The organism is Isoptericola variabilis 225 (assembly GCF_000215105.1).
Taxonomy (GTDB): Bacteria; Actinomycetota; Actinomycetes; order Actinomycetales; family Cellulomonadaceae; genus Isoptericola; species Isoptericola variabilis_A.
This window is the reverse complement of record NC_015588.1, coordinates 1,987,465-2,010,309: the sequence shown is the minus strand read 5'-3', so window position 1 is coordinate 2,010,309 and position 22,845 is coordinate 1,987,465. Positions and strand designations below refer to the sequence as shown.

The window sequence follows — 22,845 nt, the reverse complement described above, 5'->3', positions numbered from 1 at the left end:
AACGACGAACGGCGGCTGACCGCGAACGACGCCAGAACGTCGTCGCAGGTCAGCCGCCGTCCTCGGTGACTACTGCACGGGGCGACTACTGCACGGGCCCGGGGCCCGAGGATCAGATGTCGTAGTACAGCTCGAACTCGTGCGGGTGCGGGCGCAGGCGGATCGGGTCGATCTCGTTGGCGCGCTTGTAGTCGATCCACGTCGAGATGAGGTCCTCGGAGAAGACGTCACCCTGCGTGAGGAACTCGTGGTCGCGCTCGAGGTTGTCGAGCGCCTCGCCGAGCGACGCCGGGACCTGGGCGATCTGCGCGTGCTCCTCGGGCGGCAGCTCGTAGAGGTCCTTGTCGACCGGCGCCGGCGGCTCGGTGCGGTTCTTGATGCCGTCGATGCCGGCGAGCAGCATCGCGGAGAACGCGAGGTACGGGTTGCTCGACGGGTCCGGCACGCGGAACTCGACGCGCTTGGCCTTCGGCGACGAGCCGGTGACCGGGATGCGGATGCACGCGGAGCGGTTGCGGGCCGAGTACACGAGGTTGACGGGCGCCTCGAAGCCCGGGACCAGGCGGTGGTACGAGTTCACCGACGGGTTGGTGAACGCCAGCAGCGACGGGGCGTGCTTGAGCAGGCCGCCGATGTACCAGCGGGCCGTGTCGGACAGGCCGCCGTAGCCCTTCTCGTCGTAGAACAGCGGCTCGCCGTTCAGCCACAGGGACTGGTGCGAGTGCATGCCCGAGCCGTTGTCGCCGAAGATCGGCTTCGGCATGAACGTCACCGACTTGCCGGCGTTGAAGCCGACGTTGCGGATGACGTACTTGAACTTCATGAGGTCGTCGGCCGCGTGCAGCAGGGTGTTGAAGCGGTAGTTGATCTCCTGCTGGCCGGCCGTGCCCACCTCGTGGTGCGCGCGCTCGACGTCGAGACCCACCTGGCCGAGCGTGGCGACCATGTCGTCACGGAGGTCCGCGAAGCGGTCCGACGGCGAGACGGGGAAGTAGCCGCCCTTGTAGCGCGTCTTGTACGCGAGGTTGCCGCCCTCCTCCTCGCGACCGGTGTTCCACGCTGCCTCGACCGAGTCGATCTGGTAGAAGCTGCGGTGCGAGTTCGTCTCGAAGCGCGCGTCGTCGAAGACGTAGAACTCGGCCTCGGGCGCGAAGTACGCGGTGTCCGCGATGCCGGTCGACGCGAGGTAGGCCTCGGCCTTGGCGGCGATGTTGCGCGGGTCGCGGTCGTACGGCTCGTCCGTGAAGGGGTCGACGATGGAGAAGTTGATCACCAGCGTCTTGCGCTTGCGGAACGGGTCGATGAAGGCGGTCTTGACGTCGGGTACCAGCTTCATGTCCGACTCGTGGATCGCCTGGAAGCCGCGGATCGACGACCCGTCGAACATGAGCCCCTCGGTGAACGAGTCCTCGGAGAACTGCTCGACGGGGATGTTGAAGTGCTGCATCACGCCCGGCAGGTCGATGAACCGGACGTCGATGAACTCCACCCCCTCGTTGCGGGTGAAGGCGATGGCCTCCTCGGCGTTGGTGAACATGCATGCGCTCCTTGGTGGGACGGTGCCAGGTGCTCGGCGCCTCGACGCTAGAGGCGTGGCGTTTCTCCGGCGTGGCGGAAGTGTTTCGTGCACGTAACGCACGCCACGTCGAGGCCGCCGCGTACGCTGAGACGCATGGTGTCACGCGAGGGTCTCGGGTCTTGGCTCGAGGGAGGATCTGTCTCGGGTTCTGAGACCAGCGGCTCCAGGCTCGGCCTTCCCGAGTCCGGACCGGGCTCGAAGGCGTCCCTCGGGCGCCGGGTCGTCGCGCTCGGCGTCGACTGGGTCGTGGCCACGCTCATCGCGATCCTGCTGTTCCGGCCGAGCGCGACCGGGGTGTTCGAGATGGTGTCGCAGCTGCCGGCGTGGGCCCAGCCCGCGATCTTCGCCGCGATGAACCTGCTGCTCGTGAGCACGATCGGGAGCACCATCGGCCACCGGCTGCTCGGCCTGCAGGTGCGCGTCCTGAGGGCCGGCCCGCACGAGGCGGTCGGCTTCGCCCGCGGTGCGGTCCGCACGGCCCTGCTGTGCCTCGTCATCCCCGCCGTCGTCTGGGACGCCGACGGCCGCGGGCTGCACGACCGCGCCGCCGGCACCGTCATCGTGCGGCGCTGACCCCGTCCCGGGCCGCGCCGTCGAGGGCGTAGACCAGGACGACGTCGTCCGACCCGTCGAAGCGACGCACGTCGAGCGGCCGCAGCCCGCGCACCTCTTCCCGAGGGAGCGGCCGGCCGCCGCCGAGCATCAGCGGACCCACCATGAGGTGCAGCTCGTCGACGAGCCCCCGGCGAGGAGCGCCTGCCACGTCGTGGGGCTGCCGAACACGACGGCCTCCCCGTCGCGCGAGGCCTTGAGGTAGCTGAACATGCGGTAGGACGCGACCCCGACCAGGACCGTGTCCGCCGCCGTGATCCGCTCGAGGTTGTAGGCGTCGAACGCCTGGTCCATCGGCAGGTCGAGCACGTCGTCGTGCGGCCCCGCCACGAAGCCGTCGAGCGACACGATGTTGCTGACGACGATCTTCATCATGCGAGAGCTCCCTCCAGGTCTGTGGTGTGCAGACCTGGAGGGAGCCCGGAAGTCATCGACCGGCGCCGGTCAGCGGCCGCGCAGACCCTTGCGGTCGGGGCGAGCGCGGGTCGGGTCGATGCCCTTGGGGATCGGCAGGCGGGCGCCGCCCAGCGCGCGCAGGCGCTTGTGGACCTCGGCGACCTCGGGCCGGGTGAGCTGCTTCTTGAGCTTGCGCACCTTGCCCGCGAGCTTGGGAAGCGGCACCTGGCCGTCGTCGTTGCCGCACTGCATCGTCGTGATGGGCACGTTCGGCAGGATCCGCGCGACGCGCTTGCGCTCGTCCTCGAGCAGGCGCCCGACGCGGTGCGCCGGGCCCTCGCTCACGAGCAGGACGCCGGGCCGGCCGACGCCGCGGAACACGAGGTCCTGCGTGCGCGGGTTGACCGCCACGGGCTCGTCGTCGAAGTTCCAGCCGCCGCGGACCGTGCCCAGCGCGGCGCGCACCGCGCCGGGCTGTCCCTCGATCTGCGTGTAGGCGGCGCGCTCCGCGCGGCGCGTGAGGACGAACATCGCGCCCAGGAGGGCGAACGGCAGGCCCACGATCGTCGCGTAGATCGGGTGGTTCGTGAGGAACCCGATGAGCAGCGCGGCGGCGAGGATGCCCACGAACACGGCGAGCATGACCCACGTGACGAGCGGGTCCTGCCGCTTCGTCATCTTGTAGGCGGCCCACACCTGGTGGTACCAGCGCTGCTTCTTGGGCTTCTTCTGCGTCTTCGGCGTGGGCGCCTCGGCACTGTCGCCGGCGCCGGACTTCGTGCGGGCCATGGTGGTCGAGTCTAGTGCGCCGCGCGGGCGACGAGGCTCGCCGCCTCCTGGCGCGACGTCGTCGGCTCGGCGAGGTGCGCGAGCGCTTCCGGGATGGCCCGGCCGCGCTTGGTCATGGCCTGGCCCCACAGGCGCCCCGCCCGGTAGGACGAGCGCACGAGCGGGCCGGCCATGACGCCGAGGAAGCCGATCTCCTCCGCGTACTCCGACAGCTCGACGAACTCCTCGGGGCGCACCCAGCGCTCGACCGGGTGGTGGCGCACCGACGGGCGCAGGTACTGCGTGATGGTGATGAGGTCGCAGCCGGCGGCGTGCAGGTCGACGAGGGCCTGCTTGACCTCGTCGATCGTCTCGCCCATGCCGAGGATGAGGTTCGACTTCGTGACGAGGCCGGCCTCCCGCGCCCGCGTGAGCACCGACAGCGACCGCTCGTAGCGGAAGGCGGGCCGGATCTGCTTGAAGATGCGCGGCACGGTCTCGACGTTGTGGGCGAGCACCTCGGGCCGCGACTCGTTGACCTCGTCGAGCAGCTCGGGGATCGCGTTGAAGTCGGGGATGAGCAGCTCGACGCCGGTGCCCGGGTTGAGCGCGTGGATCTGCCGGACGGTCTCGGCGTAGAGCCAGGCACCGCCGTCGGCCAGGTCGTCGCGCGCGACGCCCGTGACGGTCGAGTACCTCAGGCCCATCGCGCGGACCGACTCGGCCACGCGACGCGGCTCGTCGGCGTCGAAGTCCGCGGGCTTGCCCGTGTCGATCTGGCAGAAGTCGCACCGCCGGGTGCACTGGTCGCCGCCGATGAGGAACGTGGCCTCGCGGTCCTCCCAGCACTCGAAGATGTTGGGACAGCCCGCCTCCTCGCAGACCGTGTGGAGCCCCTCGCCCCGGACGAGGCCCTTGAGCTCCTTGTACTCCGGACCCATCACGGCCCGGGTCTTGATCCACTCGGGCTTCTTCTCGATGGGCGTCTCAGCGTTGCGGGCCTCGATGCGCAGCATGCGCCGGCCCTCGGGTGCGATGGTCACGTCGTCGGTTCCCCTCCGTAGACGTCCGTCAGCCTACGACGGCGGTCACCGGCTCGGCCGGGTTCTCCCGCTCGGTGGTCGTGACGTCCGTCACCGTCGCGCCGTCGGCCACGAGCGGCGCCAGGTGGCGCTCGAGCGCCTCCGCGAGGAGCGGGCGCACCTCGGCGACCGTGACGTCGCGGCCCAGCTCGGCCGACAGCGACGTCACGTCCGCGTCGTCGATGCCGCACGGCACGATCCGCCCGAACGCCGCAAGGTCGGGGTCGCAGTTGAGCGCCAGCCCGTGCATCGTCACGCCCTTGGCGACCCGGGCGCCGATCGCGCACACCTTGCGCTCGCGGCGCTCGCCGTCGGCCGCGAACCACACGCCCGAGCGGCCCTCGACCCGGATCGTCTCGAGCTCGAACGACGCGCACACGTCCATGACCGCGGCCTCGAGCGTGCGCACGTACTGCACGACGTCGACGGGGGAGCGCAGCGCCACGATCGGGTAGGCGACGAGCTGCCCGGGACCGTGCCACGTGATCTTCCCGCCCCGGTCGACGTCGACGACCGGCGTGCCGTCCGTGGGGTACTCGTCGCGCCGGGTGCGGCGCCCCGCGGTGTAGACGCTCCGGTGCTCGAGCAGGAACACCGTGCCGGCCGCCGGGTCGGCGTGGACCTCGGCGTGCCTGCGGCGCTGCAGGTCCCAGCCCTCGTGGTAGCCGACGAGGTCCGGCAGGGTGACCGTCTGCATGGGCCCAGGCTAGCGCCGTGTGGCCGGTGACCCCGTCCGCTGTCACGATGCACGGTATGCGCAGCGAACGCCGGCGGGGCGTGCTCCGGGGACTCCTCGTCCTCGCGGCCGTCGGCGGCTGGCTCGCCGTGGGCGCCGTCGGCGGCCCCGCGCAGGGCTCCCTCAGCTCGGTCCAGACCAACGACGCCGCGGCGTTCCTGCCGGCGAGCGCCGAGTCGACGCGCGCCGCCGGGCTCGCGCGCGGCTTCGTCGACACCGAGACCCTGCCGGCCGTGCTCGTCGCGACGTCCGACGACGGGGGTGCGCTCTCGCCCGACCAGCTCGGCGCGCTGGGCCGGCTCGCCGAGGAGTTGCCCGACGCCACGCTGCCCGGGACGCTCGCCGGCGAACCCGCGACGCTGGGCGAGGTGCTCGCCGCCGAGCCCGTGCTCGTGCCGAGCGAGGACGGCGAGGCGGCGGTCGTCGTCGTGCCGCTCGACGCCGAGGCGATCGAGGCGTCGGTCGGCGAGGAGTCCGAGGGCCTCACCCTCGTGGCGGTCGAGGCGATGCGGGCCCAGGCCGCCGGCGACGCCGTGCGCGACGCCGGGCTCACGGTCCTCGTCACCGGCGCCGCGGGCTTCGTCGCGGACCTCGTCGGCGCGTTCGGGGCGATCGACGTCGTGCTCCTGCTCGTCGCGCTCGGCGCGGTGCTCGTCATCCTCGGGATCGTCTACCGCTCGCCGATCCTGCCGTTCGTCGTCATCTCGTGCGCGGTCCTCGCGCTGTGCCTCGCCGGCCTGGTCGTCTACGAGCTGGCCGCGCGCGGCGTCCTCACGCTCAACGGGCAGTCGCAGGGGATCCTGTCGATCCTCGTCGTGGGCGCCGCGGTGGACTACTCGCTCCTGCTCGTCGCGCGCTACCGCGAGGAGCTGCACCACCACCGGTCGCCGGCGACCGCGCTGCGCCGGGCGGTGCGTGCCTCGATCGAGCCGATCGCCGCGAGCGCGGGGACCGTGGTCGCGGGCCTGCTGTGCCTCCTGCTGTCGGACCTGGCGTCGAACCGGTCCCTCGGTCCCGTCGCGGGCATCGGCATCGTCGCCGCCTTCCTGGCCTCGACGACCCTGCTGCCGGCGCTGCTCCTCGCCGCCGGGAAGCGGTCGCGCTCGCTGTTCTGGCCGCGTATGCCCCGGTACGACGGCGGCACGCCCGGCCACGGCGCGTCCCCGGCCGAGGAGCGGGGCGTGTGGGCCCGCGTGGCGCGCGCGGTCGGCCGGCGCCCGCGCCGCACGTGGGTCGTGACCCTGCTGGCCCTGCTCGCCGCGGCGGCCTTCGTGCCGCGCCTCGACGCGTCGGGCACGGGCGAGGACGAGGTCTTCCTCGCCCAGGCCGACTCGGTCGACGGCGAGGCGGTGCTGCGCGAGCACTTCGCGGGCTTCTCCGCCCAGCCCGCGATCGTCGTCGCGCCCGAGGAGTCGCTGGGCGCCGTGGTCGACGCCGCGGCGGGCGTCGACGGCGTGGCCGCCGCGGTCCCCGTCACCGCGGGCGGCGCACCCGTGCCCGGCGCGCCGGCGCGGGGCGAGCCGCTCGTGGTCGACGGGCGGGTGCGGGTCGACGTCACGACGTCGGACCCGTCCGACAGCCAGGAGGCCGTCGAGACCGTCGCGGCGCTCCGCGAGGCGGTGCGCGACGTCGAGCCCGACGCCGTCGTCGGCGGCGCGGCCGCCGAGCGCCTCGACACGCAGCGCGCCGGTCAGCGCGACCTCGCCGTCATCGTGCCGGCCGTCCTCGGGGTGATCCTGCTCATCCTCGTGCTGCTCCTGCGGTCGGTGCTCGCGCCGGTGCTCATCCTGCTCGCGAACGTCCTGTCGTTCGGCGCCGCGCTGGGCGTCTCTGCGCTCGTCTTCGAGCACGTCCTCGGGTTCCCCGGCGCCGACCCGGCCGTGCCGCTCTACGGCTTCTGCTTCCTCGTCGCGCTCGGCGTCGACTACACGATCTTCCTCATGACGCGCGTGCGCGAGGAGACCGTGCGGCTCGGCACGCGCGCGGGCGTGCTGCGGGCGCTCGCGGTCACCGGCTCCGTCATCACGTCGGCCGGCGTGGTGCTCGCGGCGACGTTCGCCGCCCTCGGCGTCGTCCCGCTGCTGTTCCTGGCCCAGCTCGCGTTCGTCGTGGCGTTCGGCGTACTGCTCGACACGTTCGTCGTCCGGAGCCTGCTCGTGCCCGCGCTCGTCCACGACGTCGGCCCGCGCGTGTGGTGGCCGGGCCGGCCGGACCCCGCGATGGTCAGCCCGTCGGCAGCGGCTCGGCCGGGCAGGTCGAGAGCACCTCGCTCATCGCCTCGTACTCCTCGGGGCTGACCGCCAGCTCGTACTCCACCTTGACCGCGACCTGCCGGGCCACGTACGGGCAGCGGAACGAGGTCGCGGGCGGCAGCCAGCTCGCGGCGTCGCGCGCGCCCTTGGCCATGTTGGCGGGCCCGTCCGAGGCGACGAGGTTGAGCGGGTCGTTGGCGAACTCCAGCCGCGTCTCGTCGTCCCACTCGGACGCGCCCTTGACCCACGCGTCCTTGAGGGCAACGACGTGGTCCACCTGGACGGCGCCCGAGGTCTGCACGCCCCGCAGGAACGCGATCGTCGCGCCCGTGTACGGGTCCTCGAGGATGCCCTCGCGCACGACGCACGCCGTCGTGGCGTCGGCGTACGTCACCTCGACCATGTCGCGCGCCAGGATGTCGTTGCGGGTGTCGCAGCCGTTGGCGTCGACGTCGGACCACGGCGGCCCGAACGCGTCGCGGTCGTAGTCGTCGCCCGGCCCCGGCTCGCGGACCGCCAGCGTCTCGAGCGCCTCGAGCGCGGAGCCCTCAGCGGGCACGGGCGGCGGCTCGTGCTCGAGCCAGATCTCGACCAGGACCACCGCGAGCGCCACGACCATGAGCAGGAACCGCAGGAGGCGGCGCCGGCCCACCCCGCGCGTGCGGAGGCGGTCGGGGGCGATCGGCGGGACCTCGCGGCGGACGGGGACGTCACGCTCGACGGTGACCATCGGGGGTGCGACCTCCGCGTCGGGACGGCCTGCGCAAACCAGCGCAAGGCGGCAGATCCTCAGATTCGGCTCAACCATGGTGCAGACGTGATGAACATGTCAACATCGTGCGAACCGGACGGGACGGTCAATCCCACGGCGCGGTGCCGACGTCGTGCACCATGGGGGCATGGTCACGGGACACGTGCGGGTGGCGATCGTCGGGTACGGGGGAGCGGGGCGGCAGATCCACGCCCGGCTGGTGCGGGAGGCGGGGCTGACCGTCACCGCGGTCCTCACGCGGGACCCGGGGCGCCGCACGCAGGCGGCCGGCGACTGGCCGGGCGCGCGGCTCGTGGACGACGTCGAGGCGCTCGTCGCCCTCCGCGCGGCGTACGACGTCGTCGTCGTGGCGAGCCCGACGGCGCTGCACGCGACGCACGCGGCCGCCCTCGCCCGGGCCGGCGTGCCGTTCGTCCTCGACAAGCCGATCGGCGTTGACGCGCACGAGGCGCGCGCCGTCGTCGCCGAGGCGGAGCGCACCGGCACGCCGTTCACCGTGTTCCACAACCGCCGCTGGGACCCCGAGCAGCTCACGCTCCAGGCGCTCATCGGGCGCGGCGAGCTCGGTGACGTGCACACGTTCGAGCGGCACTGGGAGCGCTGGCGCCCGACGCCGCGGCAGCGGTGGAAGGAGAACGACCCCACGGGCGGCGGGCTGCTGCTCGACCTCGGGCCGCACCTGGTGGACTCCGCGACCCGGCTGTTCGGCCGCGTGACCTCGGTGTGGGCGCAGACCCGCGCGCTGACCACCCCGACGGAGGACGACGTCTTCCTCGTGCTCGAGCACGAGCCGGGCGGCGGCCTCGCCGCGAGCCCGCGTGCGGTCGTGTCGCGGCTGTGGGCGGGCTCGGTCGTCGGCGCGCCGGGGCCTCGCACGCGCGTGCTCGGGTCCGGGGGCGCCTACCTCGTGACGACGTTCGAGGAGGACGCCTCGCCGCTCGAGGTGCTCGACGACGGGGCGCCTGAGGGCACGCTGGGCTGGCTCACGCGCGGGCGCGACCGCACGCCGGTGCCGGCCGCACCCGGCGGGCACGCCGACTTCTACCGCGCGCTGGGCCCGTGGCTGCGCGGCGAGACGCCCGCGCCGGTGGACCCGCACGACGCCGTGCGCACCGCCGAGGTGCTCGACGCGGCGCGCGTCGCGGCGCGCGAGGGGCGCCGCGTCGCGCTCTGACCGGGGCCTGTGGATGACCGCGGCGGGCGGGCCGGCCTGCGGTGTTCGATAGGGCCGTGGCCGACGCGACCGTCCTCGAGATCCCCGTCCCCGCCGACGCCGCCGCGCGCGACGCGCTGGTGGCCCGCGTCCGTCTGCTCTGCGGCGTGAGCGACCCCCGGCTCGTGCCGGTCGTCGGCGCCGACGTGCGCCCCGACGGGGTGCTCGAGATCCGGCGCGGGGCCGGCGAGGCCGCCGACCTCGCGACGGTGCTCGCGGTGCGCGGCGCCGTCGGCCCGGCCGAGGCCGCGGGCGTGCTCGTCGTCGTCGCGCAGGGTCTCGCCGCGCTGCACGACGCCGGGCTCGTCCACGGGCCGCTGAGCCCCGACGACGTCGTGCTCGCCGCCGACGGGTCGCCCCGCCTGCGCCCGCGGCTCGAGCCTGCTCCGCCGGGCGGGTCGCCCGCCGACGACGTGCACGCGGCGGCGCGGCTCGTCGAGGAGCTCGTCGGGGCGCACGACGGCGAGGCGGCGACCGCCCTGCGCGCGGTGCTGGCCGCCGCCCTCGCGCCCGACCCCCGGGTCCGCCCCGAGGCCGGCACGCTCGCCGCGTGGGCCCACGACGCGGTCGAGCCGGAGCCGGTCCGGCTGCCCGAGCCGGCGGCGCTCGCAGCCGCCTCGCTCGCGGGGCTGCGCCCGGCGCGGCGCGCGGCCGCGGGGGAGCCGGCAGCCCGCCGGCGCGCCTTCGCGGGCACGACGGCGGGGCGGGCGGTGCCGGTGCCGTCGCGCGCGGGTCGTGGCCGGGGTGACGGCATGCGGGGAAGCGGCGCCCGGGGTGGCGGCGTGCGGCGGAGCGGCGTGCGGCGAAGCGGGCGCGCGGGTGCCGGGCCGGCACGGCCGGTGGTGCGCACCGCCGGCGTCGCGGCGGCCGTGGTCGCCGGCGTCGCGGTGCTCGCGACCGCCGGACTCGTCGTCCGCGCGCCGCAGCACGCCCCGGGCGGCGTCGCCGGGGCGGACGCGGTGGCGGTGCCCGTGGCAGCGTCGTCGTCGGCCCCGTCGTCGGCACCGTCGCCCGCAACGTCGCCCTCGGCCGGCGCCGCGTCCGAGCCCGCCGACCCCACCCGGGTGCTCACCGACCCGGCGGGCGCCGCGGCCGAGCTCACGCGCCGACGCGTCGAGCTGCTCGTGACGCCGGGCCTCGAGCCCGACGCGCTCCTCGGGGTCGGCGCCCCCGGGTCGCCCGCGCTCGCCGCGGACCAGGCCCTGGCCGCGCGGCTCGCGGCCGGGCCCGACGCGCGCGCCGGCGCGACCGCCGTCGTGCACGACGCCGAGGTGGTCGGACGGCCCGCGACCCACCGGGCCGAGGTGACCGTCACCTACACGGTCGAGGAGGGGGCGGGCGGCGCGGCCGAGTCCCGCACGGCGACGCTCACGCTCGTGTGGACGCCGGACGGCTGGCGCGTCGAGGAGGTCGCCTGAGCCCGGACGCGCCGAGGGCGCCCCGGCACGTGCCGGGACGCCCTCGGCGGTGGCGCGGGGCGAGCGTCAGAGGCCGACCTCGGACTCGAACGCGCCCTCCTCGATGCGGGCCTTGACCGCCGTGAGGAACCGGGCCGCGTCGGCGCCGTCGACCAGCCGGTGGTCGTAGGAGAGGAACAGGTACGCCATCTGGCGGATCGCGATGGTCTCCTCGCCGTCGGGCTGCGTGACGACCACGGGCTTCTTCGTGATCGTGCCGGTGCCGAGGATCGCGACCTGACCGACCGGGACGATCGGCGTGTCGATGAGCGCGCCGCCCGAGCCGGTGTTGGTGATGGTGAACGTCGCGCCGCTCAGCTCGTCCGGGCCCACCTTGTTGGCGCGGGTCCGCGAGGCGAGGTCGGCGATCTGGCGGGCGATGCCGGCCAGGTTGAGGTCGCCCGCGTTCTTGATGACCGGGACGACCAGGCCGCGCTCGGTGTCGACCGCGATGCCCACGTTCTCCGAGCCGTGGTACGTGATCTCGCCCTTCTCGGGGTCGATCGACGCGTTGATCTTCGGGAACGCCTTGAGCGCCTCGACCGCCGCGAGCGTGTAGAAGGGCAGGAACGTGAGGTTCGCGCCCTCGCGCGCCTTGAACGACTCCTTCGCCTTCGCGCGGAGCTTGGCGACCTTGGTGACGTCGACCTCGACGACCGTGGTGAGCTGGGCCTGCGTGTGCAGGGCCTCGACCATGCGCTCGGCCACGATCTTGCGCAGGCGCGACATCTTCTCGGTCGTGCCGCGCAGCGGCGACGGCTCGGGGATGCTCGGCGCCTTGGCGGCAGGAGCACCGCCGGCCGGAGCGGCAGCGGCGGCGGGCGCCTGGGCCTGCGCGGCCTTCTCCGCCGCCGCCAGGACGTCCTCCTTGCGGATGCGGCCGCCGACGCCGGTGCCCTGGATGGAGGCGACGTCGACGCCCTTCTCGGCCGCGAGCTTGCGCACGAGCGGCGTGAGGTACGAGGACTTGCCGCCGGCCTGGGCCGCCGGCTTCTCCTGCGCGGCCGGTGCGGCGGGCGCCGCGGGTGCGGGCTTCGCCGGCTCGGCCGCCGGCTTCTGGGGCTCGGCGGGCTGCTCCGGCGCGGCCGGAGCCTCGGCCTGCGGGGCGGGCTCGGGCTCGGGCTCCGGCTCCGGCGTCGGGGCGGGCTCGGGAGCGCCGACGGGCTCGGCCGCGGGCGCCTCGGCCTTCGCCGGTGCGCCGGCCCCGGAGCCGACGACCGCGAGCACGGCGCCGACCTCGACCGTCTCGTCCTCGGCGACGCGGATCTCCTGGAGCGTGCCGGCGACCGGCGAGGGGATCTCGGTGTCGACCTTGTCCGTCGAGACCTCGAGCAGCGGCTCGTCGACCTCGACCGTGTCGCCGACCTGCTTGAGCCAGCGCGTGACGGTGCCCTCGGTGACGGACTCGCCCAGCGCGGGCAGCGTGACCTCGGTGCCCTCGCCGCCGCCCTGCGAGCCGCCCTGGGCGCCGGAGTCCTCCTGCGCGGCCGCGGCCGGGCCGGGCGCCGCCTCGGCGGCCGGGACCTCGGCCTGCTTCTGCTCGGCGGGCTCCTCCGCGGGCTCCTCGGCCGGCGCCTGCTCCTCGGCCGCGGGCTCGGCGGCCGGGGCGGCCTCGCCGCCGCCCGCGCCGGAGCCGTCGCCGATGACCGCGAGGTCGGCGCCGACCTCGACCGTCTCGTCCTCCTCGACGAGGATCTGCTCGAGCACGCCAGCGACGGGCGAGGGGATCTCGGTGTCGACCTTGTCGGTGGAGACCTCGAGCAGGGGCTCGTCGACCTCGACGGTGTCGCCGACCTGCTTGAGCCAACGGGTGACGGTGCCCTCGGTGACGGACTCGCCGAGTGCAGGCATCTGCACGTTCTCAGACATGACCTGTGGGGTCTCCTTCGTCGGTAGATCAGGCGACGTGCAGAGGCTGGCGGCGCGTGCCGTCAGGGCCTCTCCGGGTGCCGCTTGCGGGTCGCTGCGTGTCATCTTGTCACTTTCGTGGTCTCCTCCCCAATCGGAACCACCGGTCGTCTCGTGTGACGGTGCGTACACCGGCGGTAGTCTCGCGGCATGTCCCTGCGGTCAGCCGTCGCTCGTCTGCTCGGCCGCTCCCGTCCTCGGGAGGCCGGCGGCGCCGCCCCGCGCGGCGCGCGCGCCGAGACGCTCGCCCACCTGCAGGAGTTCGTCCGCACGCGCGTCGGCGTCGAGGCGTACGTCGAACCGCCCAACGCGCACACGCCCGCGACCGTCCTCCTCGTCGCGACGACGGGCGAGTGGACCCGGCGTCGCGTGCCCGACGAGCGCACCGGCTTCGAGGTCGCGCGCTCGCTCGGGGTGCCGGTCTACAACGTGCGGTTCACCGGCTACCCGCAGCGCATGCGCACCTGGACCTCGCAGCAGCGACGCCGGAGCGGCTGACCGTGGACGGCGGGGGCGCGGACCGCTGGTCGGCGGTCGCCGACGAGTGGTCGGCCCTCTGGGGCTCCTTCGCGCGGCCCGTGTGGGAGCCGATGCTCGGGAGCGCGGCCGTCGGACCCGGCACGCGCGTGCTCGACGTCGGCTGCGGCTCGGGCGAGCTGCTCGCCCACCTGACCCGGCTCGGTGCCGTGGCGACCGGCGTCGACCCGGCGCCTGCGATGCGCGACGCCGCACGCCGGCGGGCCCCCGGGGCGGACGTGCGCGACGGCGATGCCGAGCACCTGCCGCTGCCCGACGCGAGCGTCGACGTCGTCGTGGCCGTCAACGCCCTGGCGTTCGCCGACGACGTGCTCGACGCGCTGGCCGAGGCCACCCGGGTCCTCGTGCCCGGCGGCGCGGTGGCCGTCGCCGGCTGGGCCGAGGGAGCCCGCAACGACCTCGACGTGGTCGAGCGTGCCGTCGCCGCGGCGCACGACGACGAGGTGCCGCCGGACGGCGAGCTGCGGCTGCCGGGCGGCCTCGAGGCGGTCCTCGGGGAGGCGGGCCTCGACGTCGTCGCGTCCGGACTCGTGGACGCGCCGTGGACCGCGCGCGACGGCGACGAGCTCGTGCGCGGGGTCCTCTTCGGCGAGGACCCCGCGACGGCGGCCGAGCTCGCGCCCGTGGTCGTCGCCGCGGCGCGGCCCTTCCGGACCGCGGGCGGCGGCTACGTGCTGCGCAACGCCCTGCGCTGGGCCGTGGCCCGGCGTCAGGACTGAGCGCGGCCCTCGAGGAACGCGAGCAGCGTGCGCACGCCGACGCCCGTCCCGCCCTTCGGCGTGTAGCCGTACGGGCTCTTCTCGTTGTAGGCGGGGCCGGCGATGTCGAGGTGCGCCCACGGGGTGTCGCCCACGAACTCGGAGAGGAAGTGGCCCGCGAAGAGCATGCCGCCCCAGCGGTCGGGCGCGGAGTTCACCATGTCGGCGACGGTCGACTTCAGCCCCTCCTTGAGCTCGGCGGGCAGCGGCATGGGCCAGAAGTCCTCGCCGGCGACGTCGGCCGCTGCCTTGACCTCGTCGCGCACCTCGTCGGCGCCCATGACGCCGGACGTGCGGTTGCCGAGCGCGACCATCTGCGCGCCGGTGAGCGTCGCGATGTCGAGCACGACGTCGTGACCGTCCTCGACCGCCGAGACGAGACCGTCGGCCATGACCAGGCGGCCCTCGGCGTCGGTGTTGGTCACCTCGACCGTCTTGCCGCCGCGGATGCGGACGACGTCGGCCGGGCGCTGCGCGTTGCCGCCCGGCATGTTCTCGGCCAGGCAGAGGTAGCCGGTCACGGCGACCGGCAGCCCGAGCCGGGCGGCGGCGAGCACGGTGTGCAGGGTCGCCGCGGCGCCCGCCATGTCGGACTTCATGGCCGGCATGCCGGCCGGCGGCTTGAGCGAGATGCCGCCGGTGTCGAAGGTGATGCCCTTGCCCACGATCGCGACCCTCGTCGCGGCCTTCGCGGGCGAGTACGACACCTTGACGAGGCGCGGTCCGCGCGCGGAGCCCTGGCCCACGCCCACGAGACCGCCGTAGCCGCCCGCGGCGAGCTGCTTCTCGTCGAGCACGGTCACCTTGACGCCCTTGACGCCGAGGTCCTTGACCGCGGCCCGCGCCGCGTCCGCGAACGCCGCCGGGTACAGGTCGTTCGGCGGCATGTTGACGAGGTCGCGCGTGCCGTGGACCGCCGCGGCGAGCACCTCGGCACGCGCGACCGCGGCCTTGGCGCGGGCCGAGCGCGCGAACGAGGAGACGAGCTCGATGCGCTCGACGGGCTTCTTGGCGTCCGCGCCCTCGCCGCGGTACCGCGTGAACGCGTACGCGCCGAGCAGGGCGCCCTCCGCGACGGCGGCGAGCTCGTCCTCGTCGACGGCGGGCAGCGCGACGGCGACGGACTCGGTGCCGGCGAGCGACCGGATCGCCGCACCCGCGGCGCGGCGCAGCGTCTCGGGTGCGAAGGTGCCGTCCTCGCGGCGCTCGCCCAGCCCGGTGAGCACGACGACGTCGGCCTTGACGCCGCGGTCGGCGGGGAGCGTGCGCACCTCGTCGACGGCGCCGGTGACGCCGAGGCGCGGGGCGAGGGTCTCGACCTGGCGCACGAGGTCGGCCGGGAGCTGGTCCGCGACGACGGCGACGCCGTCGGACGTGGAGCAGGTCCCGACGACGAGCGCGTCGGCCGTGACGGAGGTCGGGTTCTTGCCGGAGAGCGTGAGGTCAGCCACGGACCCGATGCTATCGGCACCCCGGTGTCAGAAAGGTGATGGGCTCCAGCCCACCACCTTTCTGACAGCGCGAGAGGCCACCTCGGTGGTCAGAAGCTCGGTGGGCTGGAGCCCATCACCTTTCTGACACGCGCTGCCGGTAGTCTGCGGGCGTGCTCCTTCCCCTCCTGATCCTCGCGCTCGTGCTGTGCGCGGCGCTCGCCGGGTGGGCCCTGTGGTTCGTGGTCCGCGACCGCGCCGTCATCCTCAAGCAGCTCTTCGGCGCCGCCGCGATCGAGGCGGTGCTGCTCGTGCAGGCGGTCGTCGCCGGGATCCAGCAGGCCACGACCGACCACCCGGTCGACGGGCCGCTCTTCTGGGGCTACCTCGTGACCGCGGCGATCGTGCTGCCGATCGCGGCCGTCTGGGCGTTCGCGGAGCGGACGAAGTGGTCGTCCGTGGTGCTCCTGGTGGCCGCCGTGACGGTCGCGTTCCTCGAGTGGCGCCTGTGGCAGATCTGGGGGGCGGCGGCATGAGCGGCGCGACGACGGCACCGCGCGTGCCCCGGCGGACGGGGTCGGGCTTCGGCCGCCTCCTGGTCGCGGTCTACGGCGTGCTGGCCCTCGCGGCCCTGGCCCGGTCGGCGTACCAGATCACGCAGCGCTTCTCCGAGGCGCCGCTGCCGTACTCCCTGTCGGCGCTGGCCGCGGTCGTGTACGCGGTGGCCACGGTCGCGCTGGCGCGGGGCACCCGACCCTGGCGGGCGGTCGCGTGGGGCGCCGTCGTCGTCGAGGCCGTCGGCGTGCTGGCCGTGGGCACCGACTCGCTGCTCCAGCCGCAGGCGTACCCCGACGCGACGGTGTGGTCCGTCTACGGTCAGGGGTACGGTTTTGTCCCGCTCGTCCTGCCCTTCGTCGGCATCTGGTGGCTGTGGCGCACCCGGTCCGGCGGCGAACCCGGAACCGAGAGCGAGGCCTCATGACCCCGTACCGGCTGCTGTTCGACGCCGTCTTCCGGCGCATGGACCCGGAGGTCGCGCACGAGCGCGCCTTCGCGCTCATCGCCGCGGCGGGCCGCGTGCCCGTGCTGCGCGACGTCGTCCAGGGCGCGCTCGCGCCGTACCTCGGCCGGGCCGCCGGGCCCGGCAGCGTCCGCGCGTTCGGGCGCACCGTGCCCGCGCCGTTCGGCCTCGCCGGCGGGTTCGACAAGAACGCGCGGGCCGTCCTCGGGCTGACGATGCTCGGCTTCGGGTTCGTCGAGGTCGGCACCGTGACGCCCCGGCCCCAGCCCGGAAACGACGCGCCCCGCATGTGGCGCGAGCTCGACCTGCAGGGCCTGCGCAACCGCATGGGGTTCAACAACGAGGGCGCCGAGGCGGCCGCCGCCAGGCTGCGCCGGCTGCGCTCGACGCGCGCCGGGCGTGCCGCCGTCGTCGGCGCGAACATCGGCAAGAACAAGACGACGCCGGCCGACCGCGCCGCGGACGACTACGCCGCGTGCGCGCGGCTGCTCGCACCCTGGGCCGACTACCTCGTCGTCAACGTGTCGTCCCCCAACACCCCGGGCCTGCGGGACCTGCAGACGACCGCCGAGCTGCGGCCGATCCTCGAGGCCACGCGCGCCGCGGCCGACGTGGCGACGTCGGACCTGGGGCTGCGGCGGACGCCGCTGCTCGTCAAGATCGCCCCCGACCTCGCGGACGAGGACGTCGACGCGGTGGCCGACCTCGTCGCGGACCTCGAGCTCGACGGCGTCGTCGCGGTGAACACGACGATCGGCCACGACCGCGGCCCCGGAGGGTTGTCCGGCCCGCCCCTGCGCGAGCGCGGCCTGCAGGTCGTGCGCCGGCTGCGCGAGCGGCTCGGCGAGGGCCCCGTGATCATCGGCGTCGGCGGCATCACGTGCGCCGACGACGTGCGCGCGTACGTCCGGGCCGGCGCGGACCTCACCCAGGGGTACACGGGCTTCGTCTACGGCGGGCCGCTGTGGCCCTCGCGCATCAACCGGGCGCTCACGCGCTCGGCCGGGTCGGTCGCCGCCGGGAGGGTCGCGTGATCCGACCGCGGTGGGAGTGGGTGCTCGACGACGCCACGGGCCGCCCGGTCACGAGCGTCGTGAGCCCCGTCTTCACCACGCAGTACGACGCCGAGCAGTGGCTCGGCGAGCACTGGCGCGAGCTCGCCGCCGCCGGGGCGGTCGCAGCCCGCCTGCTGCACGACGGCACGCAGGCGACGCCCGCCGTGGAGCTGCGCGCCTCCTGACGGCCGGGTCACGACCCGGCGACGCGCCGCCACGCGCGCGCGAGCCGCGCCACGGCGTCCTGCAGCTCGTCGGGCGTGCGCGTGAACGTCAGCCGGACACGGTCGCGGGCACCGCCGTCGGGCGTGAACACCGGGCCCGGCGTGACGCGCACGCCCTCGGCGACCGCCGCGGCGGCGAACGCCTGCGCCGCCGGGCGCCCGAGGCCGGCCCACACGCACAGGCCGCCGGGCGGGGACGGCACGTCCCAGGCGGGCAGCGCCTCGCGCAGACCGCCCACGAGCAGGTCGCGGCGGGCCCGCAGGTCCGCGAGCCGGGCGGGGAGGATCTCCTCGCGGCGCGCGAGCAGCTCGACCACGGCGAGCTGCTCGAGCACGGCCGTCGCGATGTCGACCGCCTGCCGCGTGCGCGCCAGCCGCTGCACGACGTGCTCGGGCGCGCGCACCCAGCCCACGCGCAGCCCGCCCCACAGCGACTTCGACGCCGAGCCGACGGAGACGACCCACGGCGAGGTCCCGTCCCCGGCGAACGGGGCCGGCACCGCCGCGCCCGGGTCGAGGGCCAGGTCGGTGAGCGTCTCGTCGCCCACGACCGTCACGCCGAACCGGTCGGCGACGTCGCGCGCGAGCGCACGCTCGTCGGCCCCGAGCGTGCGGCCGGTCGGGTTGTGGAAGTCCGGGACGAGGTAGACGAGGCGGGGGCGCGTGCGCCGGACGGCCGAGGCGAGCGTCTCGACGTCGCCCGCCGGCACGCCCACGACCCGCGCGCCCGTGCGGCGCAGCGCGTCGATCGCGTGGAAGTAGGTGGGCGACTCGACGACCGCGGCCTCGCGGGCGCCGACGAACGTCGCCGCGAGCAGCGCGATCGCCTGCTGGGCGCCGGTCGTGACGAGCACCTGGTCCGGCGTCGTGGGCACGCCCCGCGCCGTGTACCGGTCGGCGACCGCGGCCCGCAGCGGGTCGATGCCGTGGTGCGCGTACCCGCCCGTGCCGAGGTACGCGGGCAGCGCCTCGAGCGCACGCTCGAACGCGGCGTGCAGCGCCGGGACCGCCGACGGCGTCGCCTGGCCGAGGTCGAGCGGCGCGGCGCGGTCGACCTCGGCGCCCGAGCCGGGCGGCTCGCCGTCCCGTGCGGGTCCCTCCGGGGCGGGCGCGTCCCCGGCCGGGACCCGCGGGGCCGTGCGGGCCCGCGCCGCGCCCGCCGGTCGCCCCGGCAGCACCGCGACCGTCCCCGACCCGACCCGGCTCACCGCGAACCCCAGCTCGCGCAGGCGGGCGTACGCGGCCGCCGTCGTCGTGCGGGACACGCCCAGCGCGGCCGCGAGGTCCCGCTCGCTCGGCAGGCGCGTGAGCGGGGCGAGCGTGCCCGACAGGACGGCGGAGCGGACGGCGTCGGCGAGCGCGACGTACGCCGGGCCGCCGGCGCGCCAGTCGCCGAGCAGACGGGCCGTCGCGGCGGGGGACAGGTGCCGCACGGCGGCCGGGCCGGGGGCGATGGTCGTCACGGGTCCACTGTCGGCCGATTGGCCATGGAACTCAAGACCAATCGTGGCGCAGGATGGGTCCATGAGTCCGACCCGTCGCGTCCTCCAGCTCCTGCTCGGCCTGCTCGCCTTCGCCTGGTCCATGGCGATGCTGCTCCACGCGGGCATGGGCGGCATGCCGTGGGACGTGCTGCACCAGGGCGTCGTCCGCAGCACCGGCCTGCCGTTCGGCGTCGTCGTCGCGGCGACGTCGGTGCTCGTGCTGCTGGCGTGGATCCCGCTGCGTCAGCGCCCCGGCGTGGGGACGGTCGCCAACGTCGTCGTCATCGCGGCGGCGATCGGCCCGTCCCTCGCCGCGCTCGGCGCCCTGCTCCCCGAGCCGGGCGTCGTCACGCGCGTCGCGCTCGTCGTCGGCGGCATCGTGCTCAACGGGGTCGCGACCGCCGCGTACGTCGGGGTGCGGCTCGGGCCCGGCCCGCGCGACGGGCTGCTCACCGGGCTCGTGGCGCGGACCGGGTGGTCGGTGCGGCTCGTCAAGACGCTCATCGAGCTCGTCGTGGTGCTCGCCGGGTGGGCGCTCGGCGGCACGCTCGGCTGGGCGACGATCGCGTACGCGTTCGGCGTCGGACCCGTCGTCCAGGCCTCGGTCCGGTGGCTCGCGCCGACGGGCCTCGGCGACGCGCGGTCCGTCCGCCGCGCCGACCCGCCTGTCCGCGCGACGGTCGCCTCCGGGGAGCACAATCGGGGAGCATGACAGCGCCCCACGCCACGCCCGCCCCGACCGCGCGCCCGTCGTCCGCGTACGGCGTCCACTCGGAGGTGGGCCGGCTGCGCAAGGTGCTGGTGTGCCGGCCGGGCCTGGCGCACCGCCGGCTGACGCCCACGAACTCGGCCGAGCTGCTCTTCGACGACGTGCTGTGGGTCGACCGCGCGATGGAGGACCACGCGCAGTTCGTCGACCAGCTCCGGGCCCGCGGCGTCGAGGTCGTCGAGCTGCACGAGCTCCTCGCGCAGACCATGGAGGTCCCGGGCGCGCGCGACTGGCTGCTCGACCGCAAGATCGTGCCCGAGACGGTCGGCGCCGGCCTGGTCGAGGCGACGCGGGCGTTCCTCGACGAGCTGCCCCCGGCCACGCTCGCCGAGTACCTCGTCGGCGGGCTCGACGTCCACGACGTGCCCGAGCTGCCGCCCGGCTTCCGGGCGCTCGCCGCCTACTCGCCCGACGCGCGCGAGTACCTCATGGCACCGCTGCCCAACACGCTGTTCACGCGCGACACCACGTGCTGGCTGTACGGGGGCCTCACGCTCAACCCGCTGTACTGGCCGGCCCGCCGCGACGAGACGCTGCTGATGAAGGCGATCTACGAGTTCCACCCCGACTTCGTCGGCTCGACCGTCTGGTGGGGCGACCCCGAGCACGACCACGGACGGGCCACCTTCGAGGGCGGCGACATCATGCCGGTGGGCGACGGGGTCGTGCTCATGGGCATGAGCGAGCGGACCTCGCGGCAGGCCATCACGCAGGTCGCGTCCGCGCTGTTCGAGCGCGGGGTCGCCGACGAGGTCGTCGTGGCCGGGATGCCGCGGCTGCGCGCCGCGATGCACCTCGACACGATCATGACGTTCGTCGACGTCGACACGGTCACCGTCTACCCGCGCATCGTCGGGTCGGTCCACGCGTTCACGCTGCGGCCTGGCGGGGGCGACGGGGGAGTGGCGGTCACCGACGAGGGTGACACGCCGTTCCTCGACGTCGTCGCGCGGGCCATGGGCCTCGACCGGCTGCAGGTCATCGAGACCGGCGGCGACGTGTACGAGTCGGAGCGGCAGCAGTGGGACAGCGGCAACAACGCCGTCGCCGTCGAGCCCGGCGTGGTCTTCACCTACGACCGCAACACCACGACCAACGACCTGCTGCGCAAGGCGGGTGTCGAGGTCCTGGAGATCGCCGGCGGGGAGCTCGGGCGCGGCCGGGGCGGCGGGCACTGCATGACGTGCCCGATCATCCGCGACGCCGTGTGACCTTCCGGAAGAACGTCGCCGAGTCGGCGTACCCGAGCCGGCGGTAGAAGTCCCCGGCGCGACGGCTCGCGAGCGACCCGTAGGCGGCGTCGCGCTCGGCGGCCCAGTCCTCGACGGCTCGCACGAGGGCGCTGCCCGCACCCGTCCCGCGGTGGTCGGCGTCGACCATGAGCTCTTCGACCCAGCAGACGGGTCCGTTCGCGAGGAACGTCAGGTGGGCGCTCGCGAGGACGTGTCCGACGACGCCGGTGGGGCGCTCGGCGACGGCCAGCAGCGTGTCGTCGCGGTCGAGGAGCGCGGGGAACGTCGCGTCGAAGGCCGCCCGCGTCGGGACGAACGACGTCGCGAAGTCGCGCGCCAGCGGCCAGACGGCGTCGGCGTCGGCCCGGCGTGCAGGTCGGATGGCGTGTGCGCCCATGGGATGAAGGTAGGGCTCCGGGTCCCGACCCGGAGCCCTACCTGACGGCGGCTCAGACCGGGCGGGTCTTCGGCGCGTTCTCCGCCGTCCTGCCCGGGTCGCGCTCGACGACGTCGCCGAGGACCTCGTCGATCGTCGCCATGAGCTCGGCCGGGATCTCGACGCCCGACGCCTTGACGTTCTCGGCGACCTGCTCGGGGCGCGAGGCGCCGACGATGGCCGCGGCGACGTTGTCGTTCTGCAGCACCCAGGCGACCGCGAGCTGCGCCATGGTGAGCCCGAGCTCGTCCGCGACCGGCCGCAGGAGCTGCACCCGCTCGAGGACGTCGTCGCGCATGAAGCGCTGGATCATGCGGGCGCCGCCCTTGTCGTCCGTGGCGCGCGAGCCCTCGGGAAGGGGCTGGCCCGGCACGTACTTGCCGGTGAGGACGCCCTGCGCGATGGGGGACCAGACGATCTGCGAGACGCCGACCTCTTTCGACGCCGGCACGACCTCCTCCTCGATGACGCGCCAGAGCATCGAGTACTGCGGCTGGGAGCTGATGAGCTGGAAGCCGAGCTCGCGCGCGAGCTTGACGCCCTCGCGGATCTGGTCCGCCGTCCACTCCGAGACGCCGATGTAGAGCGCCTTGCCCTGGCGGACGACGTCCGCGAACGCCTGCATCGTCTCCTCGAGCGGTGTCTCGGTGTCGTACCGGTGCGCCTGGTAGAGGTCGACGTAGTCGGTGCCGAGGCGCTTCAGGGAGCCGTTGATCGACTCCATGATGTGCTTGCGCGAGAGCCCGACGTCGTTGGGGCCGCCCGGGCCGGTGGGCCAGTACACCTTGGTGAAGATCTCGAGCGACTCGCGACGCTGACCCTTGAGCGCGTCGCCGAGGACCTGCTCGGCCTTCGTGTTCGCGTAGACGTCCGCCGTGTCGAACGACGTGATGCCGGCGTCGAGCGCGGCGTGCACGCACGCGGTGGCGATGTCGTTCTCCACCTGCGAGCCGTGCGTGAGCCAGTTGCCGTAGGTGATCTCGGAGATCTTCAGACCGCTGTTGCCGAGGTACCGGTAGTTGACCATGGCAGCACCCTACGCCGCCGATCGGATCGATTCGACCCGCGTCCCGAACGGTGATCCGCGATGAGTTGTCAGGCCCACGCCGCGGCATACCACGGCG

The 22,845-nt window shown here is 74.8% G+C and carries 24 protein-coding genes; 12 read left to right on the top strand and 12 right to left on the bottom strand.

Annotated features, from left to right (window positions below):
• Positions 1–112: 112 nt before the first annotated feature.
• Positions 113–1,537 carry a type I glutamate--ammonia ligase gene (gene glnA / locus ISOVA_RS09385; protein ID WP_013839001.1) on the bottom strand — a complete coding sequence of 475 codons (1,425 nt, stop codon included), beginning with the start codon at positions 1,535–1,537 and terminating at the stop codon, positions 113–115.
• A 135-nt stretch (positions 1,538–1,672) separates the two neighbouring features.
• On the opposite strand from glnA, the gene ISOVA_RS09380 reads away from it, so the two are divergent.
• On the top strand, positions 1,673–2,152 hold the full coding sequence (locus tag ISOVA_RS09380; protein ID WP_013839000.1) for an RDD family protein: 480 nt from the start codon (positions 1,673–1,675) through the stop codon (positions 2,150–2,152).
• Here ISOVA_RS09380 and ISOVA_RS16965 read toward each other — a convergent pair.
• The 5 genes from ISOVA_RS16965 to lipB form a co-directional block, all read right to left on the bottom strand.
• Complete coding sequence (locus tag ISOVA_RS16965; protein WP_013838999.1) at positions 2,136–2,297, bottom strand: hypothetical protein; 162 nt, start codon at positions 2,295–2,297, stop codon at positions 2,136–2,138. The two genes, ISOVA_RS09380 and ISOVA_RS16965, sit on opposite strands and share 17 nt — an antisense overlap.
• On the bottom strand, positions 2,282–2,566 hold the full coding sequence (locus ISOVA_RS09375; protein WP_013838998.1) for a dihydrofolate reductase family protein: 285 nt from the start codon (positions 2,564–2,566) through the stop codon (positions 2,282–2,284). The genes ISOVA_RS16965 and ISOVA_RS09375 overlap by 16 nt, the downstream gene beginning before the upstream one ends.
• 69 nt (positions 2,567–2,635) lie before the next feature.
• Positions 2,636–3,376: a DUF4191 domain-containing protein gene (locus tag ISOVA_RS09370; protein WP_013838997.1), complete on the bottom strand. Its 741-nt coding sequence runs from the start codon at positions 3,374–3,376 to the stop codon at positions 2,636–2,638.
• 11 nt (positions 3,377–3,387) lie between these two features.
• Positions 3,388–4,398: a lipoyl synthase gene (gene lipA, locus ISOVA_RS09365; RefSeq protein WP_013838996.1), complete on the bottom strand. Its 1,011-nt coding sequence runs from the start codon at positions 4,396–4,398 to the stop codon at positions 3,388–3,390.
• A 28-nt stretch (positions 4,399–4,426) separates the two neighbouring features.
• A complete protein-coding gene (lipB, locus tag ISOVA_RS09360) occupies positions 4,427–5,134 on the bottom strand; it encodes a lipoyl(octanoyl) transferase LipB (protein ID WP_013838995.1) in 708 nt (235 codons plus the stop codon).
• A 56-nt stretch (positions 5,135–5,190) separates the two neighbouring features.
• On the opposite strand from lipB, the gene ISOVA_RS09355 reads away from it, so the two are divergent.
• Entirely contained in the window at positions 5,191–7,470 is a 2,280-nt protein-coding gene (locus tag ISOVA_RS09355; RefSeq protein WP_081474840.1) for an MMPL family transporter, read from the top strand.
• On the opposite strand, the gene ISOVA_RS09350 is transcribed toward ISOVA_RS09355, so the two are convergent.
• On the bottom strand, positions 7,397–8,155 hold the full coding sequence (locus ISOVA_RS09350; RefSeq protein ID WP_013838993.1) for an HNH endonuclease family protein: 759 nt from the start codon (positions 8,153–8,155) through the stop codon (positions 7,397–7,399). The two genes, ISOVA_RS09355 and ISOVA_RS09350, sit on opposite strands and share 74 nt — an antisense overlap.
• 169 nt (positions 8,156–8,324) lie before the next feature.
• Here ISOVA_RS09350 and ISOVA_RS09345 point away from each other — a divergent pair, with 169 nt between their 5' ends.
• Positions 8,325–9,371: a Gfo/Idh/MocA family oxidoreductase gene (locus ISOVA_RS09345; RefSeq protein ID WP_013838992.1), complete on the top strand. Its 1,047-nt coding sequence runs from the start codon at positions 8,325–8,327 to the stop codon at positions 9,369–9,371.
• Positions 9,372–9,427: 56 nt separating this feature from the next.
• A complete protein-coding gene (locus ISOVA_RS09340; protein ID WP_041294831.1) occupies positions 9,428–10,828 on the top strand; it encodes a protein kinase family protein in 1,401 nt (466 codons plus the stop codon).
• A 66-nt stretch (positions 10,829–10,894) separates the two neighbouring features.
• On the opposite strand, the gene sucB is transcribed toward ISOVA_RS09340, so the two are convergent.
• Positions 10,895–12,736, bottom strand: a complete 1,842-nt coding sequence (gene sucB, locus ISOVA_RS09335) for a 2-oxoglutarate dehydrogenase, E2 component, dihydrolipoamide succinyltransferase (RefSeq protein WP_013838990.1) — start codon at positions 12,734–12,736, stop codon at positions 10,895–10,897.
• 189 nt (positions 12,737–12,925) lie between these two features.
• On the opposite strand from sucB, the gene ISOVA_RS09330 reads away from it, so the two are divergent.
• Both ISOVA_RS09330 and ISOVA_RS09325 read left to right on the top strand, forming a co-directional pair.
• Positions 12,926–13,273, top strand: a complete 348-nt coding sequence (locus tag ISOVA_RS09330) for a hypothetical protein (RefSeq protein ID WP_013838989.1) — start codon at positions 12,926–12,928, stop codon at positions 13,271–13,273.
• A gap of 2 nt (positions 13,274–13,275) precedes the next feature.
• Positions 13,276–14,031: a class I SAM-dependent methyltransferase gene (locus tag ISOVA_RS09325; protein WP_013838988.1), complete on the top strand. Its 756-nt coding sequence runs from the start codon at positions 13,276–13,278 to the stop codon at positions 14,029–14,031.
• Here the strand turns inward: ISOVA_RS09325 and ISOVA_RS09320 are convergent.
• Positions 14,022–15,521 carry a leucyl aminopeptidase gene (locus tag ISOVA_RS09320; protein ID WP_013838987.1) on the bottom strand — a complete coding sequence of 500 codons (1,500 nt, stop codon included), beginning with the start codon at positions 15,519–15,521 and terminating at the stop codon, positions 14,022–14,024. The genes ISOVA_RS09325 and ISOVA_RS09320 overlap by 10 nt on opposite strands.
• A 152-nt stretch (positions 15,522–15,673) precedes the next feature.
• Here ISOVA_RS09320 and ISOVA_RS09315 point away from each other — a divergent pair, with 152 nt between their 5' ends.
• Genes ISOVA_RS09315 through ISOVA_RS09300 form a run of 4 tightly spaced genes read left to right on the top strand, consistent with a single transcriptional unit; the run spans position 15,674 to position 17,761 of the window.
• Positions 15,674–16,036 carry a hypothetical protein gene (locus tag ISOVA_RS09315; RefSeq protein WP_013838986.1) on the top strand — a complete coding sequence of 121 codons (363 nt, stop codon included), beginning with the start codon at positions 15,674–15,676 and terminating at the stop codon, positions 16,034–16,036.
• A complete protein-coding gene (locus tag ISOVA_RS09310; protein ID WP_013838985.1) occupies positions 16,033–16,482 on the top strand; it encodes a hypothetical protein in 450 nt (149 codons plus the stop codon). Before ISOVA_RS09315 ends, ISOVA_RS09310 begins: the two co-directional genes overlap by 4 nt.
• Positions 16,479–17,555, top strand: coding sequence for a quinone-dependent dihydroorotate dehydrogenase (locus tag ISOVA_RS09305; protein WP_013838984.1), 1,077 nt, complete (start codon positions 16,479–16,481; stop codon positions 17,553–17,555). The genes ISOVA_RS09310 and ISOVA_RS09305 overlap by 4 nt, the downstream gene beginning before the upstream one ends.
• The gene (locus tag ISOVA_RS09300; RefSeq protein ID WP_013838983.1) at positions 17,552–17,761 is read left to right on the top strand and encodes a hypothetical protein; all 210 of its coding nucleotides are present in this window, start codon (positions 17,552–17,554) and stop codon (positions 17,759–17,761) included. Before ISOVA_RS09305 ends, ISOVA_RS09300 begins: the two co-directional genes overlap by 4 nt.
• Before the next feature lie 8 nt (positions 17,762–17,769).
• Here ISOVA_RS09300 and yczR read toward each other — a convergent pair whose 3' ends face one another.
• The gene (gene yczR / locus ISOVA_RS09295; protein WP_013838982.1) at positions 17,770–19,263 is read right to left on the bottom strand and encodes a MocR-like transcription factor YczR; all 1,494 of its coding nucleotides are present in this window, start codon (positions 19,261–19,263) and stop codon (positions 17,770–17,772) included.
• Positions 19,264–19,324: 61 nt separating this feature from the next.
• Here yczR and yczE point away from each other — a divergent pair, with 61 nt between their 5' ends.
• Positions 19,325–19,996 (top strand): membrane protein YczE, encoded by a 672-nt coding sequence (gene yczE / locus ISOVA_RS09290; protein ID WP_013838981.1) that lies wholly within the window; start codon positions 19,325–19,327, stop codon positions 19,994–19,996.
• Positions 19,993–21,264 carry an arginine deiminase gene (locus ISOVA_RS09285; RefSeq protein ID WP_013838980.1) on the top strand — a complete coding sequence of 424 codons (1,272 nt, stop codon included), beginning with the start codon at positions 19,993–19,995 and terminating at the stop codon, positions 21,262–21,264. The genes yczE and ISOVA_RS09285 overlap by 4 nt, the downstream gene beginning before the upstream one ends.
• On the opposite strand, the gene ISOVA_RS09280 is transcribed toward ISOVA_RS09285, so the two are convergent.
• Entirely contained in the window at positions 21,245–21,682 is a 438-nt protein-coding gene (locus tag ISOVA_RS09280; RefSeq protein WP_013838979.1) for a GNAT family N-acetyltransferase, read from the bottom strand. The genes ISOVA_RS09285 and ISOVA_RS09280 overlap by 20 nt on opposite strands.
• A 52-nt stretch (positions 21,683–21,734) precedes the next feature.
• Positions 21,735–22,748: an aldo/keto reductase family protein gene (locus ISOVA_RS09275; protein ID WP_013838978.1), complete on the bottom strand. Its 1,014-nt coding sequence runs from the start codon at positions 22,746–22,748 to the stop codon at positions 21,735–21,737.
• Positions 22,749–22,845: the final 97 nt, after the last annotated feature.

Bases quoted from the DNA above. Each gene is read 5' to 3' on its own strand.
- glnA (WP_013839001.1), bottom strand. From the start codon at position 1,537: ATGTTCACCAACGCCGAGGAGGCCATCGCCTTCACCCGCAACGAGGGG.
- ISOVA_RS09380 (WP_013839000.1), top strand. From the start codon at position 1,673: ATGGTGTCACGCGAGGGTCTCGGGTCTTGGCTCGAGGGAGGATCTGTC.
- ISOVA_RS16965 (WP_013838999.1), bottom strand. From the start codon at position 2,297: ATGGTGGGTCCGCTGATGCTCGGCGGCGGCCGGCCGCTCCCTCGGGAA.
- ISOVA_RS09375 (WP_013838998.1), bottom strand. From the start codon at position 2,566: ATGATGAAGATCGTCGTCAGCAACATCGTGTCGCTCGACGGCTTCGTG.
- ISOVA_RS09370 (WP_013838997.1), bottom strand. From the start codon at position 3,376: ATGGCCCGCACGAAGTCCGGCGCCGGCGACAGTGCCGAGGCGCCCACG.
- lipB (WP_013838995.1), bottom strand. From the start codon at position 5,134: ATGCAGACGGTCACCCTGCCGGACCTCGTCGGCTACCACGAGGGCTGG.
- ISOVA_RS09355 (WP_081474840.1), top strand. From the start codon at position 5,191: ATGCGCAGCGAACGCCGGCGGGGCGTGCTCCGGGGACTCCTCGTCCTC.
- ISOVA_RS09350 (WP_013838993.1), bottom strand. From the start codon at position 8,155: ATGGTCACCGTCGAGCGTGACGTCCCCGTCCGCCGCGAGGTCCCGCCG.
- ISOVA_RS09345 (WP_013838992.1), top strand. From the start codon at position 8,325: ATGGTCACGGGACACGTGCGGGTGGCGATCGTCGGGTACGGGGGAGCG.
- sucB (WP_013838990.1), bottom strand. From the start codon at position 12,736: ATGTCTGAGAACGTGCAGATGCCTGCACTCGGCGAGTCCGTCACCGAG.
- ISOVA_RS09330 (WP_013838989.1), top strand. From the start codon at position 12,926: ATGTCCCTGCGGTCAGCCGTCGCTCGTCTGCTCGGCCGCTCCCGTCCT.
- ISOVA_RS09310 (WP_013838985.1), top strand. From the start codon at position 16,033: ATGAGCGGCGCGACGACGGCACCGCGCGTGCCCCGGCGGACGGGGTCG.
- ISOVA_RS09305 (WP_013838984.1), top strand. From the start codon at position 16,479: ATGACCCCGTACCGGCTGCTGTTCGACGCCGTCTTCCGGCGCATGGAC.
- yczE (WP_013838981.1), top strand. From the start codon at position 19,325: ATGAGTCCGACCCGTCGCGTCCTCCAGCTCCTGCTCGGCCTGCTCGCC.
- ISOVA_RS09285 (WP_013838980.1), top strand. From the start codon at position 19,993: ATGACAGCGCCCCACGCCACGCCCGCCCCGACCGCGCGCCCGTCGTCC.
- ISOVA_RS09280 (WP_013838979.1), bottom strand. From the start codon at position 21,682: ATGGGCGCACACGCCATCCGACCTGCACGCCGGGCCGACGCCGACGCC.
- ISOVA_RS09275 (WP_013838978.1), bottom strand. From the start codon at position 22,748: ATGGTCAACTACCGGTACCTCGGCAACAGCGGTCTGAAGATCTCCGAG.